General features: G+C 54.2%; 13 protein-coding genes and 6 tRNA genes. All 19 read left to right on the top strand.

Going from position 1 to position 16,365, the window contains the following annotated elements; all coding sequences use genetic code 11:
* On the top strand, positions 1-307 hold a 307-nt coding region (locus BLW59_RS17875; protein WP_217634645.1), incomplete at its 5' end, for a hypothetical protein.
* 237 nt (positions 308-544) lie between these two features.
* Positions 545-1,231: a cell division ATP-binding protein FtsE gene (ftsE, locus tag BLW59_RS15790; protein ID WP_029546129.1), complete on the top strand. Its 687-nt coding sequence runs from the start codon at positions 545-547 to the stop codon at positions 1,229-1,231.
* Positions 1,221-2,108, top strand: coding sequence for a permease-like cell division protein FtsX (ftsX, locus tag BLW59_RS15785; protein WP_074698619.1), 888 nt, complete (start codon positions 1,221-1,223; stop codon positions 2,106-2,108). Before ftsE ends, ftsX begins: the two co-directional genes overlap by 11 nt.
* Positions 2,109-2,110: 2 nt before the next feature.
* On the top strand, positions 2,111-3,238 hold the full coding sequence (locus tag BLW59_RS15780) for a murein hydrolase activator EnvC family protein (RefSeq protein ID WP_074698617.1): 1,128 nt from the start codon (positions 2,111-2,113) through the stop codon (positions 3,236-3,238).
* A 29-nt stretch (positions 3,239-3,267) separates the two neighbouring features.
* Positions 3,268-4,422: a S41 family peptidase gene (locus tag BLW59_RS15775; RefSeq protein ID WP_074698623.1), complete on the top strand. Its 1,155-nt coding sequence runs from the start codon at positions 3,268-3,270 to the stop codon at positions 4,420-4,422.
* Between the two features lie 103 nt (positions 4,423-4,525).
* Positions 4,526-4,600: transfer RNA gene (locus tag BLW59_RS15770), tRNA-Gly, on the top strand.
* Positions 4,601-4,604: 4 nt separating this feature from the next.
* Positions 4,605-4,679 (top strand) — tRNA-Gly (locus tag BLW59_RS15765).
* A gap of 4 nt (positions 4,680-4,683) precedes the next feature.
* A tRNA-Gly gene (locus tag BLW59_RS15760) sits at positions 4,684-4,758 on the top strand.
* Between the two features lie 200 nt (positions 4,759-4,958).
* Positions 4,959-5,035 (top strand) — tRNA-Ile (locus BLW59_RS15755).
* Positions 5,036-5,060: 25 nt separating this feature from the next.
* Positions 5,061-5,138: transfer RNA gene (locus BLW59_RS15750), tRNA-Arg, on the top strand.
* Positions 5,139-5,142: 4 nt separating this feature from the next.
* Positions 5,143-5,228: transfer RNA gene (locus BLW59_RS15745), tRNA-Tyr, on the top strand.
* Between the two features lie 171 nt (positions 5,229-5,399).
* Positions 5,400-6,362 (top strand): YybS family protein, encoded by a 963-nt coding sequence (locus BLW59_RS15740; RefSeq protein WP_074698615.1) that lies wholly within the window; start codon positions 5,400-5,402, stop codon positions 6,360-6,362.
* A gap of 20 nt (positions 6,363-6,382) precedes the next feature.
* Entirely contained in the window at positions 6,383-8,413 is a 2,031-nt protein-coding gene (locus BLW59_RS15735) for a DHH family phosphoesterase (protein WP_074698613.1), read from the top strand.
* Entirely contained in the window at positions 8,364-8,807 is a 444-nt protein-coding gene (rplI, locus tag BLW59_RS15730) for a 50S ribosomal protein L9 (protein ID WP_029546119.1), read from the top strand. The genes BLW59_RS15735 and rplI overlap by 50 nt, the downstream gene beginning before the upstream one ends.
* Before the next feature lie 5 nt (positions 8,808-8,812).
* Entirely contained in the window at positions 8,813-10,759 is a 1,947-nt protein-coding gene (gene lonC / locus BLW59_RS15725; protein WP_074698611.1) for a Lon family ATP-dependent protease, read from the top strand.
* Between the two features lie 323 nt (positions 10,760-11,082).
* A complete protein-coding gene (gene dnaB, locus BLW59_RS15720) occupies positions 11,083-12,411 on the top strand; it encodes a replicative DNA helicase (RefSeq protein WP_029546115.1) in 1,329 nt (442 codons plus the stop codon).
* A 13-nt stretch (positions 12,412-12,424) separates the two neighbouring features.
* Positions 12,425-13,639: a hypothetical protein gene (locus BLW59_RS15715; protein WP_074698609.1), complete on the top strand. Its 1,215-nt coding sequence runs from the start codon at positions 12,425-12,427 to the stop codon at positions 13,637-13,639.
* 271 nt (positions 13,640-13,910) lie between these two features.
* The gene (locus BLW59_RS15710) at positions 13,911-15,047 is read left to right on the top strand and encodes a glycosyltransferase family 4 protein (RefSeq protein WP_074698607.1); all 1,137 of its coding nucleotides are present in this window, start codon (positions 13,911-13,913) and stop codon (positions 15,045-15,047) included.
* A gap of 2 nt (positions 15,048-15,049) precedes the next feature.
* Entirely contained in the window at positions 15,050-16,084 is a 1,035-nt protein-coding gene (locus tag BLW59_RS15705; protein WP_074698605.1) for a hypothetical protein, read from the top strand.
* The last annotated feature ends 281 nt before the right edge of the window (positions 16,085-16,365 follow it).

The raw sequence follows: 16,365 nt of genomic DNA, 5'->3' as shown, positions 1-16,365 counted from the left end.
GGAGTTAGCCAATGTTGAAAAAGTGCATGATGAAATAGTCACCGGCATCAAGAGGGCCAGCAGCATGGTCGAAAATGTCAATGGCAGGCTTCGTGCCTACATGAACATAAAGAGGCATGTTTCATCGAACTTTTATAGCCTGGTTCAACTTCGCATGAATGCGAAGAAGTACCGTAGGTCAAGGGTTGCGTCAAGAAAGGGCCACAGCCCGTTGGAACTGCTTACAGGCAAGCCGTGGCCAGAATTCATTGACCTGCTGGAGGAATATGGATTCTGGGACAAAGACATGGCGGAACAAGTTGCATAAATTTCGCACACAAAAGCGAAAACGTAACGGCATTCTATGCCGCACAGGAGGGTGTTGTTTTTTGCTCTTTCCAAGGATTTTTAAACATCAAATGGCTGTTTTTGAAACACGCCGTCCTCTGCACTGCAACGGTGCAGGGGATTTTTCTTTGAGAATATTTCCCTTTGTGGTAAAATATAATGCGGTATACTCTCTTGCAGAGAGTTTTGCGAGAACTATAAGGAGGGAAATACCTCGATGATACATATGCGCAATGTGAGGAAGGTCTACGACACCGGCGTGGTGGCCCTGGATGGGGTGAATGTGGACATCAAGAAGGGAGAGTTTGTCTTCGTGGTGGGGGCCAGCGGTGCAGGCAAGTCCACCTTCATCAAGATGCTCTTTCGTGAGGAGCTGCCCACCAGCGGTGAGCTGCTGGTGAACGGCCATGATGTGGTGAATATGGACAGGAGCGAAGTGCCGTACCTGCGCCGCGGCCTGGGGGTAATCTTCCAGGATTACCGCCTGCTGCCGGACAAGACGGTGTTTGAGAACGTGGCCTTTGCCATGCAGGTCATTGAGGCCCCCCGTCGCACCATGCAGCGGAGCGTCAATGCGGTGCTGGAAGTGGTGGGGCTCCGGGACAAGTACAGGAGTTTTCCCTCTCAGCTGTCAGGCGGCGAGCAGCAGCGGGTGGCCATCGCCCGCGCCATCGTGAATTCGCCCACCATCGTCATTGCCGACGAGCCTACGGGCAATCTTGACCCGGAGACCAGCTGGGATATCATGGATATTTTCCACAGGATCAATCAGGCGGGTACTACCGTGATCATGGCCACCCACGACAAGCATATCGTGGACACCATGCAGCGGCGGGTCATCGCCATCGAGGGAGGACATATTGTGAGGGATGAAGCCCGGGGGGTATACGGTTATGAAGCTTAGGACCAGCGAATATTTCTTGCAGGAAGTCTTCCATTCGCTGAAGCGGAATAACTGGATGACCTTTGCCTCCGTGGGTACCGTGGCGGTGTCCCTCTTCGTGCTGGGAGTGTTCCTGATCCTGGTGCTGAATATGAACCGCATGGCCGGCATGCTGGAGTCCCAGGTGCAGATCAGCGTCTATCTGGAGGACAAGCTGGAAGCCGGTGACAGGAAGAAGATACAGAGTGAGATCGAGAATATGCAGGGCATCGAGTCTGTGAAATACGTTTCCCGGGATGAGGCCAAAGACCGCCTGTCCGAGCGGCTGGGTGACCAGAAATACCTGCTTGAGGCCCTGGGGGAGAAGAACCCCCTGCCCGATGCCTTTGAAGTGACGGTGATCCAGCCGGAACTGGTGGAGACTGCCGCCACGGCCATAGCTCAGGTCAAGGGGGTAGAGGAAGCCAAGTATGGTCAGGATGTGGTGGAACACCTCTTTGATATCACCCGGCTCATGCGCATTTTTGGCCTGGCCTTGATGGTGCTGCTGGCGGGGGCGACTTTGTTCATTATCTCCAATACCATCCGTCTGACGGTCTTTGCAAGGCGCAAGGAAATCGCCATCATGAAATATGTGGGTGCCACGGACTGGTTTATCCGCTGGCCTTTCGTCATTGAGGGCGTGGTCATGGGGTGCTTCGGCGGGTTCCTGGCGGCGCTGGCTCTCAGGAGCTTCTATGCGGCCATGGCAGCCAAGATTTACAGCACCCTGGCCTTCTTCCCGCTGATGCCCCAGTATCCTTTCATGAACTATGTCACGGTGGGCATCATCCTGGCGGGCATGGCCATCGGTGCCGGCGGCTCTGCCATTTCCTTGAAGCGTTTCCTGAAGGTGTGAGCATGGAGAAGATGAAGATCAGAAGCGGAGCCTGGCTGCTCACGGGGCTGATGGCTGTGCAGTCTGCCACGGCGCTGGCTTCTTTGGAAGATGACAAGGCCAGCTATGATGCCCAGGCAGAGGAAAAACGCCAGCAGAGTGAGGAACTGGCAGGCAAGATAGAATCCCTGTCCGAGGAAAAGCGCATCCTGGATGAGGAAGCGGAGGCTGCCATTGCCGAGCATGAGGCCTGCAAGGCGGAGCTTGATGCCACTGAGGCACGCCTGGAAGAGAATGAGGAAAAGCTCAAGAAGACCCAGGCAGACTATGAAGATAAGACTGAGAAGCTGGGCAAGAGGGTGCGGGATATCTACATCAACGGCCAGATTTCCTATATGGATGTGCTCTTTGGCGCCAAGGACTTCTCCGACCTGATGACCCGCATGGACCTGCTCAAGCGGGTCATCAAGCAGGATTATGACCTGGTGCAGCTGGTGCTGGCGGAAAAGGCAGATATCGAGCGCACCAAGTCAAGCCTGGAAAAGGACAAGGCTGTGCAGGTCCAGCAGGAAGAGAAGGCAAGAGCTGCCCGCGATGAGCGTGAAATCAAGGTAGCCAAGCGCAAGGCTCTCCTGGATCGCATGAAGAATGACAAGGCAGTCATTGATGCCCAGTACGATGAACTCATGGCAGCTTCCAAGCAGGTGGAGGAGATGCTGCGCCGTTCCAGCTACGCAAGCGCCGCACCTGCGGCGGTGGGGGGCGGCAGCGGTGCCATGCTCTGGCCCATGGCGGGGCCTGTGACCTCGGAGTTTGGCTGGCGTGTCCACCCCATCACCGGCACACAGAAATTCCACAGCGGCGTGGACATCGGCGGCGATTACGGCCAGCCCATTGCGGCGGCCCAGGGTGGCACCGTGGAGTACGCCGGTTGGATTTCCGGCTACGGCAATGCGGTGATCATCAGCCACGGGGGCGGCATTTCCACCCTCTATGGCCATTGCCAGTCGTTGGCGGTGGGAGTGGGTCAGCAGGTTTCCCGGGGGGAGACTGTGGCATACTGCGGCTCTACTGGCAACTCTACCGGTCCTCACTGCCATTTTGAGGTGCGTCAGGGGGGCGAGCCCATCAGTCCCTATTCTTTCTTGTAATATTATGAGGCAAAGTTATGAGTCTTTTCATGAATAAAAAGCGGTTGGCAGCAGTTATAGCCGTCACGGCTGTGATTTCTTCCCTGCTGACCATGGCGGTCTGGATGGCCGTGCTGGGGCTGGACAAACACAAGGCTCTTGACCTGGTGCGGTTCTTTGGCACCATGCGGTTCATCGAGACCCGCTATGTGGATGAGACAGACGAGAGCAAGCTTTTGGATGGTGCCATCTCCGGCATGGTGCAGTCTTTGGGTGACCCACACTCCATCTACATGGACAAGAAGATGTACACCCAGCTCATGCAGCATACGGAGGGTTCCTTCGGGGGCATTGGTGTCACCATGGGGTTCAAGGACAGCAAGGTGACCATCGTTTCCGTATTGGAGGGAACTCCCGGTGAGGAGGCAGGCCTGCTGGCGGGTGATGAGATCATGGCGGTGGATGGCACCCCTGTCACGGAACTCCAGCCTGAGGAAGTGGTGCTGGGTATCCGCGGCGAGGTGGGCACCAAGGTGGCCCTGACTGTGCATCGGGAGGGCCAGGAGGATGCAGATTACCAGCTGACCCGCGCTACCATTCACGTGCCCTCTGTGAAGGGCCTGATGGTGGAAGGCACAGATCTGGGCTATATCCGCATTGCCTCCTTTGCAGAGAATACGGGCAAGGAATTCAAGGAGGAGCTGAAAAAGCTCAAGGACGAGGGCACCAGGGGGCTTATCATTGACCTCAGGCAGAACCCCGGCGGCCTTATCACCAGTTGCGTGGAAGTGGCCCGGGAAGTGGTGCCCAAGGGCAATATTGTGTCCGTAGTGGAAAAGAGCGGTGCCAGGGAGGAGTATGATTCCGACCTGGAGGAGCCGTATATGCCCGTGGTGGTGCTCATGGACGGCGGCAGCGCCAGCGCCTCGGAAATCCTGGCTGGCGCCCTGCAGGACACCGGGGCGGGCAAGGTGGTAGGAGTCCAGTCCTACGGCAAGGGCTCCGTGCAGATCGTGGTTCCCCTTATGAATGATGACGGCATCAAGCTCACGGTAGCCAAGTACTATACACCTTCCGGACGCAGCATTGACGGCACAGGCATTACGCCGGATGTGGAGGCGGTGCTTTCTACTGAAGGCGGTGTGGACAGCCAGCTGGAGAAGGCTAAGGAAGTGCTCAAACAGGAGCTGGGAGAGGCCTTCTGAAATATTTCTTGAAAAAAATATAAAAAAGCCTTGACAGGCGGTGCCTATATGAGTAAAATATTCTTTGTCAGTCGGCGCAAGACAGCTTGCCAGACAGATGAGTGCGGAAATAGCTCAGTGGTAGAGCACCACCTTGCCAAGGTGGGGGTCGCGAGTTCGAGCCTCGTTTTCCGCTCCATATTGCGGAAATAGCTCAGTGGTAGAGCACCACCTTGCCAAGGTGGGGGTCGCGAGTTCGAGCCTCGTTTTCCGCTCCATATTGCGGAAATAGCTCAGTGGTAGAGCACCACCTTGCCAAGGTGGGGGTCGCGAGTTCGAGCCTCGTTTTCCGCTCCATTGAAATCACAGCCGGTGCAGATGCGCCGGCTTTTCTATTTTGGGGCGTGCTGATTTATTCGCTCCGCCCAGGTTCATTTAATTAACACGCCATGGTCAGCCCTCGCAAAACTTTTTTATAAAAAATATCAAAATAGGGGTTGACGGGGTGTGGCACCTGTGCTAATATAATATCTGTCGCTGGCGAGCGGCAAAGGAAAGGGCCTATAGCTCAGTTGGTTAGAGCAACCGGCTCATAACCGGTCGGTCCTTGGTTCGAGTCCAAGTGGGCCCACCAAAATAATTTAATATCGCCACAAAATGACTCAGTAGCTCAGCTGGATTAGAGTATTTGACTACGAATCAAAGGGTCGGGGGTTCGAGTCCCTCCTGGGTCACCATTGTGGGTAGGTGCCCGAGTGGTTAAAGGGAACGGACTGTAAATCCGTCGCCTCACGGCTACGATGGTTCGAATCCATCCCTGCCCACCACCTGAAATCAGAGCGTCGCGTAAGCGGCGCTTTTTCGTTTGCCCAGAAGGGATTTTGCTGTCTGTTTCTACCTAGTACCTGCTCTCAAGACAAGGGCAGTGTTTTTTGTTATAATGTTAGATACGTTTGAGAAGCGGCGGGGGGTCCGCGGGCTTCTGAAAGGAGAAATTTATGGATTCGCATAGAATAACTCCCCTGAAAGAGGGGGGGCTGCTGGCGGCTTTGACGGTGGTTATTGCCATAGCTTCCGTCTACGTGCCCCTGGCGGGGCCTTTCATCGCCCTGCTCTGGCCCCTGCCTCTGGCAGTGCTGGTGCTCCGGCACGGCATGCGCCAGGGGATTATGGCCATGCTGGTGGCGGGGGCGGCTCTGGCCATGCTCATAGAGCCCCTCATCGCCCTGCGGCTGGTGATGGCCTACGGGCCTTTGGGGCTGGTGCTGGGATACGGCTACAGGAAGGGATACAACGGGATAAGACTCTTCACTCTGGCCTTTCTGGCAGCCATCCTGGGAGAACTGGTGGTGCTGGGGCTGATCTTTGCCATCTTTGGCAACAATCCCTTCGCCATGCTCATGGACGGTCTCAAGAGTTTCTTTGAAGCCAGCTTCGCCCTCTACGAACAGGCTGGCATGCCTGCCGAGGAGATAGAGGCGGGGCGGGCCCAGATCGCCACAGGGCTGCAGCTGATGTCCCGGCTGGGGCCGCTGCTGATTGTGGTGCTGGGGCTTTTGGATGCCGGGGTGGCGTTTTTCTTCGGGGGGCGCATTCTGGCACGGCTGGGCCATGAGGTGCCTCAGCTACCTCCTTTTGCAGACTGGCGGCTGCCCAAGGCCTTTGCCTATCTTTTTGGCTTTGCCATGGTGGGGCTGTACTGGGGCGGCACCCGGCAGATTGAATGGCTTTACCAGCTGGCTCTCAATGCTGATATGCTGGCCCTTTTCGCGGGATTGATCCAAGGGCTGGCTCTTGTGGCTACGGTGATGAACAAGTTCAAGGTCACGGGCTTCTGGCGGTGGCTCTTTTACCTGCTTATTCTCCTCAATGGCCTCTTTGCCCAGATCCTGGCCTTTACGGGGCTGTTTGACATGGTGTTTGATTACCGCCGCAAGTTTAGGCGTCATAACGGGGAGTAATCCCCTGGGAGGTGATGGTTATGCCGCGCAATCTGTCGGCTTGGATGGACCTGACGGTGCATCTGGTGGTAATGCTGGCGCTGGTTTCAGTGCTTTACTTTTACAATGAATATCTGGCTGCCGGAGCGGCAGTGCTGTGGCTGTGCCTGGCTTCCTTTGCCAGGGAGCGCTGTGCTGATCGTTCCCGCCGTTTTGAGATCTACTTCAAGAATGTGCTCCGCAACTTGGGAGCTATGCTGAATTATGCGGTGGAGGGACTGCCGCAGGCCATCATCATTCTCAATGAAGAAGGCCGGGTCCAGTGGACCAATTCCCGGGTGCAGGAGCTGACAGGTTCCCCTGTGGAGCAGGACACGGACATGGCCGATATCTGGCCGGGCCTCATTGTGGGGCCTGTCTGGGGCACCGAGGGCGAGTATGTCTTCATGCATGAGGACAGGTACTTCCAGGTGTTCCATGAGCCCATCAAGTCCCTGACGGGGGAACAGCCCTTGATGGCTTTCTACGTGCAGGATGTGTCGGGCTTTGAGCATCTGCGCAATGAGTACATGCGCAGCCGTACGGTGCTGTGCTTTATCCAGATCGATAACTATGATGAGGTTGTGCAGCGGCAGACGGAAGCGGAGCGCACGGCGCTGCTGCTGGCGGTGAACCAGCAGCTGGACAACTGGACCAAGGCTCACGGAGGCTTCATGCGCCGTGTGGCGGAGGATCGCTACATAGTGCTTCTGGAGCGCGAGGGCCTGGACATGGCCATGGGAGAAAAGTTCGAGGTGCTGGACAAGGTGCGCCAGCTCACCAATACCAACCGCCTGCCGGTGACTCTGTCCATGGGCATTGCCGTGGCTGACAGCCAGAGCATGGGTGAGCTGGGGGCCCAGTCCCAGGCCGGACTTGACCTGGCGCTGGGCCGCGGCGGCGACCAGGTGGCCGTGAATATCGGCGGCAAGACCCAGTTCTTCGGCGGCCGGGCCAAGGCGGTGGAGAAGCATACCAGGGTCAAGGCCCGGGTGGTAGCCCATGCTCTCAGGGAAATCATGGAAGGAGCCGAGGAAATCTACGTCATGGGCCACCATAACGAGGATTTCGACTGCTTCGGCGCTGCCATGGGCGTGGCCAAGATGGCGCGTCAGCTGGAGAAAAAAGTGCATATCGTGCTGTCTGATATGAATGACGGCATAGATAAGTTCGCTGACCTCCTGCATGGCAAGGAGGAGTACGAGAATCTCTTTGTGCGGGCAGAGGATCTGGGGGGTGTCGTGTCCCTGAATCCCCTGGTGATTGTGGTGGACACCCACATTCCCCATCTGGCGGCCTGTCCGGAACTGCTGGAAAAGACCAACCAGGTGGTGGTCATAGACCATCACCGCCGCAGCGAGCACTTTATCAAGAACCCTCTGCTGGTCTATATCGAGCCTGCTTCCAGCTCCACTTCCGAGCTGGTGACGGAGCTCTTGATGTACTTTGAGGACAATCTGATGCTCTCAAGGCTGGATGCCACGGCCCTTTATTCTGGCATTGTGGTGGACACCAAGAATTTTGCCGTGCAGACAGGCGTACGCACCTTTGATGCGGCGGCCTACCTGCGCCGCAGCGGGGCTGACCCCGTCATGGTGCGGCACCTCTTCCGCACGGACTACGAGACTACCGTGGCCCTGGCGGAGGTCAAGGCACGTTCCAAGCTCTATCCCGGGGGCTTTATCGTCAGCTCGAACCCCAAGCTCTGCCAGAACGGGCAGGTCATCGCCGCCCAGGCGGCAGATTCCTTCCTGCGGGTGGAGGGGGTGCGCATGAGCATCGTGGTGTTCCAGCTGGACGAGAACACCGTGGGCCTTTCCGCCCGCTCTACGGGAGAGCTCAATGTGCAGGTCATCATGGAGTTCTTCGGCGGCGGCGGCCACCAGAATGTGGCCGGAGCCCAGGTGAAGAATTCCAGCCTGGATGAAATCCTGGAGCGAGTAGTGGATGTAAGTCAAGATTACATAAAGGAGTATGATTCCAATGAAAGTAATACTGAGTCAGGACGTAAAGAAACTGGGCAAAAAGGGTGAAATCGTGGAGGTGCAGGAAGGCTACGGCCGCAATTTCCTGTTGCCCCGCAAGCTGGCAGTGCTGGCTACTGCCCAGAGCATGAACGTGGCCAAGCAGCAGGCCGGCTCCAAGGCCCGCAAGGAGGCTATGGCTACCGATGAAGCAAAACTGATGGCTTCCCAGCTGGAAAAGGTTGAGGTCACTATCCCCGTGCGCATTGGCGAAGGAGGCAAGCTCTTCGGCAGCGTCACTGGCAAGGATGTTTCTGATGCCCTCAAGAAGCAGAACATCGACATTGACAAGAAGAAAATCTCCATCAAGGATAATATCACGGGTACCGGTGTTTATGAGGCAGTCATCAAGGTCCATCCTGCCATCACCAGCACCGTCAAGGTAAACATCGTGGCAGAGTAAGCAAGATGAGTTTTTTTGATAATATCTTCAAGAAATTCGCCGGTGGGCAGCAGCAGGAAAGTCAGGCTGACGCACCGGCTTTTCCCGCGCTTACGGACCTTGACCGGGAAATAAATGCCGTCTATGCCCTGCTGGTGGACCTTTGGACCACGGAACGGCTGGTGGTGCAGGCAGGGAAGATGGATGCCCTGCAGCTCATGCGCTCTGATGAGCCTGGAGACAGGGTGCTGGCCCTTCAGCGCATTCTGGAGCAGAATCCCCTGGCAGGCCCTGCTCCCAGAGGCAAGGATATAGGCAGAGTCCTCACCATGCTGGAAGAACGGGTGGCTGACATGGTGGCCCGCAAGAGCGTGGAGGACAAGATTGAGAAGAAAGTCTCCGAGAAGCTGGAGCAGGACCATGCTGACTATGTGGAGGATATCCGTCGCCAGGTCATCAAGGAGGAAAAGCCGGGCATTGAAAGTCCTCATGACAAGGCCAAGCGGGAGGAACTGGAGAAGCTGGAGCAGGTGCATCTGACCCAGTCGGTGATGGAGCTGCTGCGTCCCCAGTCTTTTGGGGAAATCGTGGGACAGGAAAGGGCCGTGAAATCCCTGATGGCGAAACTCAGCTCCCCCTATCCCCAGCATCTGATCCTCTATGGCCCTCCTGGTGTAGGCAAGACCACGGCGGCCCGGCTGGTGCTGGAGGCTGCCAAGAAGAAGGAGAGCTCTCCCTTCAATGAGGAGGCCCCCTTCGTGGAAACAGACGGCACCACCCTCAGGTGGGACCCCAGGGATATAACCAACCCTCTGTTGGGCTCTGTCCATGACCCCATCTATCAGGGCGCTTCCAAGACCCTGGCTGACGCGGGTGTGCCGGAGCCGAAGCCGGGGCTGGTCACAGATGCCCACGGCGGCATACTCTTCATCGACGAAATCGGTGAGATGGACGAAATGCTCCAGAACAAGCTGCTGAAGGTGCTGGAGGACAAGCGGGCCTTCTTCGAGTCGGCTTATTATGACCCGGAAGATCCCCATGTGCCGCCATATATACGCAAGCTGTTTGAAGAGGGGGCACCGGCGGATTTCGTGCTGATTGGCGCCACCACCCGGGATGCGGCCCATATCAATCCCGCCCTGCGCTCCCGCTGTGCGGAGATTTACTTCGAGCCTCTGACGCCGAAGCACATCGTGCAGATCGTGCAGAATGCAGCCAAAAAGCTGGGAGCAGAGCTGCCGGAAGAACTGGCTGCCCTTATTTCCGAGTACACCATTGAGGGTCGCAAGGCTATCAACATCCTGGCAGATGCTTATAGCCTGGCGCTGGAACGCACAGGAGCAGCCAAGGGAGAGCCTGTCACCATCTCCAAGGAAGATATTTACGAGGTGGCCCAGGTGAGCCGCCTTTACCAGTTTGTCACGAAAAAGGCCTCTGACAAGGCCGTCAAGGGACATATCTTCGGATTGGGCGTGTCTGGTTTCTTGGGCTCCGTCATTGAGATAGAGGCCGTGGCCTTCCCTGCCCATGAAAAGGGCAAAGGAACGGTGCGGTTCAATGAGACCGCAGGCAGCATGGCCAAGGATTCTGTGTTCAATGCGGCGTCCGTCCTGCGCAAAGTCACCGGTGAGGATCTGCATGATTACGATGTGCATATCAATGTCATCGGGGGCGGCAATATCGACGGGCCCTCGGCAGGTACGGCCATCTTGGCTGTCTTGGTCAGCGCTGTCACCGGGAAGAAGATCCGCCAGGATGTGGCGGTGACAGGGGAGATTTCCCTGGCAGGCCGGGTGCGGCCTGTGGGGGGAGTTTTCGAGAAGGCTTATGGGGCCAAGCAGGCGGGAATCAAGACTATGGTGATTCCTAAGGAGAATGCCAAGGATATTCCCGAGGAGCATCTCGGGCTCTCTATTCATCCTGTGGAAACGGCGGAGGAAGCTTTCGAGTTGATTTTTGCGGCTGAAGAGTAGCCTGCCCATTGCCTGCGGCCTACTTTTTCTTTGGTGCAAAGAAAAAGTAGCAAAAAGAAACTGCGGCCTTACATTTCTTCCTAAAATCTAACGGCCGCGGGAGCGCCCATCCATGGGCGCCGGGGTTCGGAAGTACGAGGGATTGATTGTGAGTGAGGGGCACAGGTATAGCATAAGCGGAACGTGTGAAATTTTACCATGAATCTTAGCGAGCGCAAGCCGAAGGCGTAGCGGGAGCTTAGATTCCATGGTAAAATTTCAAGTGAAGCGTTGCTATACCTGTGTCCCGAACGCCTTAGTATGACTAAAGTAAGGAGGAGCAAATGGCAGAGAATCGCATGCCGCCTCAAAACATCGAGGCTGAGAAGGCTGTTTTGGGGGCTATGCTCATCAAGAAGGATGCTATCATCGAGGTGCAGGAAATCCTGCGGCCTGAGGATTTTTATCGGGAAGCGCATAAGGTGGCCTATGAGGCCATGCTGAAGCTGACGGATAATGAGGAGGCCGTGGATATCGTCACCCTCACCGAGGAACTCCGCAAGGAGGAGCAGTTGGAGAGGGTGGGAGGCGTGCGTTTTGTCACGGATATTGCCAACACCGTGCCCACGGCGGCCAATATTTCCTATCATGCCAAGATCGTCAAGGAAAAGGCGGAACTGCGCCGCCTCATTGATGCGGCTACGGCCATTGCGGCGGCGGCTTATGAGGACACGGACGAAGTGGCCAACATCATGGACGAAGCGGAAAAGCGCATCCTGGCCGTGGCGGCGGGGCAGAGCACCGATGGCTTCGAGCCCATGAAGGCCATCCTGCTCCGCACCTTTGAGCGCATCAATGACCTTTATGATTCCAAAGGGAATATCACGGGCATTTCCACAGGCTTCAAGGATCTGGACCATATTACCAGCGGCCTTCAGCCCTCGGACCTGGTGCTGGTGGCGGCCCGTCCTTCTATGGGTAAGACTGCCTTCACCCTGAATATGGCCAGTTATATCGGCCTGCACAATCTGGGTACCGTGGCTTTCTTTTCTCTGGAAATGAGCAAAGAGCAGCTGATGCAGCGCATGCTCTGCTCTGAGGGCGGCATTGATGCCCAAAGACTGCGCACGGGCCAGTTGGACGATGACGAGTGGACGCGGCTGGTGGAAACTGCCAACCGGCTGAACAGTGCCCCCATCTACATCGACGATACCGCAGGCATCACGGTGATGGAAATGCGCTCAAAGGCCCGCCGTCTGAAGGCGGAGCACGGCCTTTCCGTCATCTTCATCGACTACCTGCAGCTCATGCAGGGCCGGGCTTCCAAGAACAGCGACAACCGCCAGCAGGAAATCTCCGAGATTTCCCGCTCCCTAAAGGCCTTAGCCAGAGAGCTTAATGTCCCCGTCATAGCCCTGTCCCAGCTTTCCCGTTCCGTGGAAAGCCGCCAGGTAAAGCGTCCCATGCTCTCCGACCTGCGCGAATCGGGCTCCCTGGAGCAGGATGCGGATATAGTCATGTTCCTCTACCGTGAGGATTACTACGACAAGGACACGGAAGCTAAGAACATCACGGAAGTCATCATCGCCAAGCACCGCAACGGTCCCGTGGATACCATCAAGCTGTTCTTCCAGAAGGAATTCACCAAGTTCAGGGATTTGCTTATTGAGTGAGGTTTAGATAGCAGTGGATAAAAACGAAATCATGAAAGCCTGGCTGGCAAAGCCTGACCACACCCAGGTGGAAAATAAAGATTTTGGCCTGACAGATGCTCTGGACAGGCTGAAACTGGGAGCTGTTGTCAAGGCTCAGCCGGCTCAGGTCCCGGATGGGGCCAGAATATATCAGGCAGCCGTAAATTTGGACGAAGAGAAGCGGGCTAAGGCCGGGGAAACCGAGCCTCTTGGCAGGAAGCGGCGCATTGCTTTTGTGGCCTACAGCGCCGACATGTGGGATGCCCTGGCTACCATCCATGCCGAAGCAATGAAGGATGCCGGGGCTGAGGTACACACCATCGTGGTACCTTGGTATGAGCGGGATGACAAGGGGCAGCCTGTTGTGCAGCACGATGAAAGCAGCAAGTTCCCCAAAGGCATCGTGCTTACGCCCTGGCAGCATTACGACTACCGGCGGATAAAGCCGGATATTGTCTTTTGCCACAATCCCTATGATGATTTCAACGTGGTGTCCATGATTCAGCCACAATTCTTTTTGCGATTTATGCGGCCCTTTGTGCGCACGCTGGTATATGTGCCCTATTTCGTATCCTTCAACAACTGGGTGCCCAAAGACCGTCTTATGTCGGCGGGACTTGACCATGCCGACCTTATCCCCATGGAAAACGACCGTATCAGGGAACAGTATTTGGCAGTCTATAAGAAGTTTGGCATGGACAATAACTGCTGGGAGCGGATGGAGCCCGGTCAGGGCAAGTTCGTATCTTTGGGCTCCCCTAAATTAGACAGAGTAAGATTTCCCGCGCCTGAAGACAAAGAGATTCCCGAAGCATGGAAAAGCGTGCTTTTTGATGACCGGCAGCAGAAAAAGCCTACAGTTTTCTACAACATCAGTGTACAGACTTTTTTTAATAAAAAAGAAAAGATGCTGAACAAGATAGAGAGGGTGCTTAATACCTTTAAGCTAAGGCAGGAGCAGGTGGCCTTTATCTGGCGTCCGCATCCCCTCTACCGTGAATCCATGCTGAAGTCTTATCCTGAGGGTGTGGCAAGGTATGACAGGTTGGTGGCAGAGTTCCGCACAGAGAAATGGGGCATCTATGATGATACCAGCAATATGTACCGCTCTATGATCCTCAGCGATATGTATTATGGCGATTGGTCTAGCGTGGTGACTTTGTACAGAATGATGGGCAAGCCCTTGCTGATACAGCGGGCTGTGTAGGATTGTATATAAGAGGCGAAAAAGTGTAGTGATGTAAAAACAGTCGAGATGGAAGGTGGATTTTGATATATTGAGTAATCCTTTACTGTAACCAAGGAATGAGTTATGTGAAAGGGAAAATATTGATAGGCAGTTTTTGTTAGGCACGGCGCTAGGGCGGGGGCTGCTACGTATAGCATTATCAGAAAAGATGATGCTATAAATAAAGGCATGCACAGTATCATTTTATTATGGCGATTTTAGATGAAAAGAGGTCTGGGAGGTATTCTGATTGCATAAGAGAGAGTGCGGTATGTATTGCTTTGCTTCAGATTTAAATTTCTATGACCAGCAGCTAACGAAGAATGTGGGAGTGATGCCGTACATTTTTTACAAGGAGTATGGTTTTCATTCAGTAATGGTGACGGGGCAAGGGGGGCCTTTTCCTTCGTTGGAGACATATGTGAAAGGTCTGGAGCTTGACCGTTTGGGAACCACGGAGCAGGTGCATTTTATTCACTACATAGAGGAACATGCGGAAGATATGGACGTGTTTGTCATGCACGGGGCGTATCCGTTTTATTATGAGCTTCTGAAGCGGTATAAGGAACTACGCCCCGATGGGAAGGTATATTTGGAGACAGATCCCAATGGTTTGTGGATAGACAGGATGCCTTCAGGTGCCTCGGAGTTTCAGAAGTATCTTTCTCTATGCGATGTGGTGGGGGTAAGTTGCCGTCGTATGCAACAGTATATGTCTGCCAAGTGGCCCTGCAACATATATTATCTGCCCAATGGATTCTATGACTTTACAGGTGAAGATTTGGCGGTGGATTTTGATATTAAGGAGAATATCATCCTTACAGTAGGGCGTATTGGCTCGTGGCAAAAGAGTAATGAAACGTTGTTGGAAGCGTTTGCTCAAATCGCTGGAGAGATTCCGGATTGGCGGCTTCGTTTGGTTGGGGGGATTGCCGCTGAGTTTAGGAAATATATCAAAAAATATTTTGAAAAATATCCGCATTTGCAGGGCAGAGTGGAGTTTCCGGGGGCTGTACAGGATAAGAGGGAACTTATGGCAGAGTATCGCAAGGCGAAGGTTTTTGTTCTTTCCTCGGTGTTTGAAGGCGGCACTCCAAATGTTGTTGCCGAGGCACTGCATGGAGGATGCTGCATGGTTACTTCGGATATTGACGGATCATGGGATGTGGTGGACAATGGCGCTTGCGGAGAAATTTTCCCCGTAGGAGGTGTGAAGCCACTGGCGGCTATCTTGCAACGGGTGTGTAGAGATGAGCAGCTGTTACTGAAAAGAGGTCGAAGAGCGGTGGATTACTGCTGGGAAAATTACGATTTTCTTAAGATTGCGGCCAGGCTTTATTGTTTGCTTTTTGATGAACCGCCGAAGAAATATGGCAGGGGGCGTTAGTTATGAGTATGATTGTCTTTGACGGCGAACGGTTTGTTTATGGGGACGATGATGGCAGACAGCGTGTACTACTGAATGTCAGGGAGATTTATGGGAATCATAGTGCTGTAAGCATGATGCAGAATAAGGATGCTTCCTATGGGATGACGAGAAATGAGAAGCCATTTATAAATGCGTTGCTGGAGTATCTTGAACCATTTAAGGCAAAAGGGCAGCTTGGCAGCATTCACGTACTGCTTATGTTAATTCGTGAATTATTGAAGAAACCTCGTGCGATAAAGGTGTTGAGAGTGGGAGGCCGATTGGAGGATGCTTTTAATTTGGCGGCGGCCGATATATTGAAAGCATTCCATGCCGATAACCTGCTTTGCAGCATAAGCGAAGGAGCAGGCACTCCGGATGCGGAGAATATACTTCATGTTCCATTGGAAATGAAGGGGCTTCAGATGGGGTGCAGGCAGGCGGAAGCTGTTTTCTTTGATGATATGGGGGGAGGAATATCATCGGACATGATAGGCAGGTTGCTTCCAGTTTTACGACCATCCGGCTGCGTTTTTTGTCTGACGTCGCGTGGGGAATTGATGGATGCCTGTCAAAAATTAATGCCAGGGGCAGAGAGGTTGCGTGCGGAGAGAAACCTTTGGCTTTTGGTGCATGAACTTTCTTACAGTGAATGGGAACATGTTTGGAGCCTGACTCCTGAGGGGAAGCTGGCGAGAGAGAAAGTAGAAATTGTTAAGAATATGAATTTACTGCGTATGGATATGGAGGTTCTTGAATTCCTGGATGGCATTAAAGTAAGCCGCTTGATGAAGACTGCTAAGGATTTGGAGATATCCATAAAGGATATATATATATATATGGCCAGCATAGATGCCAAGTTGCTGGTTACGCAGTTTCGCGAGGTGCTCATGGACTGGCAGCTTGGAATAGCAGAGCCGAAGCGTGTGCGGGCGTGTTTTGAGGCCTTGCGAGAGGAACTTTTTAAATACGGTGATATTTCGGGGGAGTTAGGTAGCTTAAATTTTCTAAGTTAATCACATACATATATGTGAATTAGAAAACCCGGTAATCTAAATGAGAATGTGTGGCTGTTGGTATTGAGGTGATGGGAAATGCTTTTACACAAAGCTGGAATACCATAGCTTGAAAGCGTATGAGAAAATTGGCGCAGAAAAACCAGCCTCTGAAAAACAAATTTTTTCAGAGTTCAAGCACGCTTACGCCAGGCATTTACATGGATGACGGATATTATTGCGAATAACCGAATATACCACATCATGGAAGAGTGATGGTGCCCTTCTTCCAACAACCCGTC

The organism is Selenomonas sp. KH1T6, assembly GCF_900108415.1.
GTDB classification, from domain to species: domain Bacteria; phylum Bacillota; class Negativicutes; order Selenomonadales; family Selenomonadaceae; genus Selenomonas_B; species Selenomonas_B ruminantium_A.
The sequence above is the reverse complement of the archived record's forward strand: the minus strand, read 5'-3'. Positions and strand labels throughout refer to the sequence as shown.

Excerpts from the sequence above, each read along its gene's own strand:
- dnaB (WP_029546115.1), top strand. The coding sequence starts at position 11,083 with ATGGCAGAGAATCGCATGCCGCCTCAAAACATCGAGGCTGAGAAGGCT.
- ftsE (WP_029546129.1), top strand. The coding sequence starts at position 545 with ATGATACATATGCGCAATGTGAGGAAGGTCTACGACACCGGCGTGGTG.
- BLW59_RS15705 (WP_074698605.1), top strand. The coding sequence starts at position 15,050 with ATGAGTATGATTGTCTTTGACGGCGAACGGTTTGTTTATGGGGACGAT.
- lonC (WP_074698611.1), top strand. The coding sequence starts at position 8,813 with ATGAGTTTTTTTGATAATATCTTCAAGAAATTCGCCGGTGGGCAGCAG.
- rplI (WP_029546119.1), top strand. The coding sequence starts at position 8,364 with ATGAAAGTAATACTGAGTCAGGACGTAAAGAAACTGGGCAAAAAGGGT.
- BLW59_RS15735 (WP_074698613.1), top strand. The coding sequence starts at position 6,383 with ATGCCGCGCAATCTGTCGGCTTGGATGGACCTGACGGTGCATCTGGTG.
- BLW59_RS15740 (WP_074698615.1), top strand. The coding sequence starts at position 5,400 with ATGGATTCGCATAGAATAACTCCCCTGAAAGAGGGGGGGCTGCTGGCG.
- BLW59_RS15780 (WP_074698617.1), top strand. The coding sequence starts at position 2,111 with ATGGAGAAGATGAAGATCAGAAGCGGAGCCTGGCTGCTCACGGGGCTG.
- BLW59_RS15775 (WP_074698623.1), top strand. The coding sequence starts at position 3,268 with ATGAATAAAAAGCGGTTGGCAGCAGTTATAGCCGTCACGGCTGTGATT.
- ftsX (WP_074698619.1), top strand. The coding sequence starts at position 1,221 with ATGAAGCTTAGGACCAGCGAATATTTCTTGCAGGAAGTCTTCCATTCG.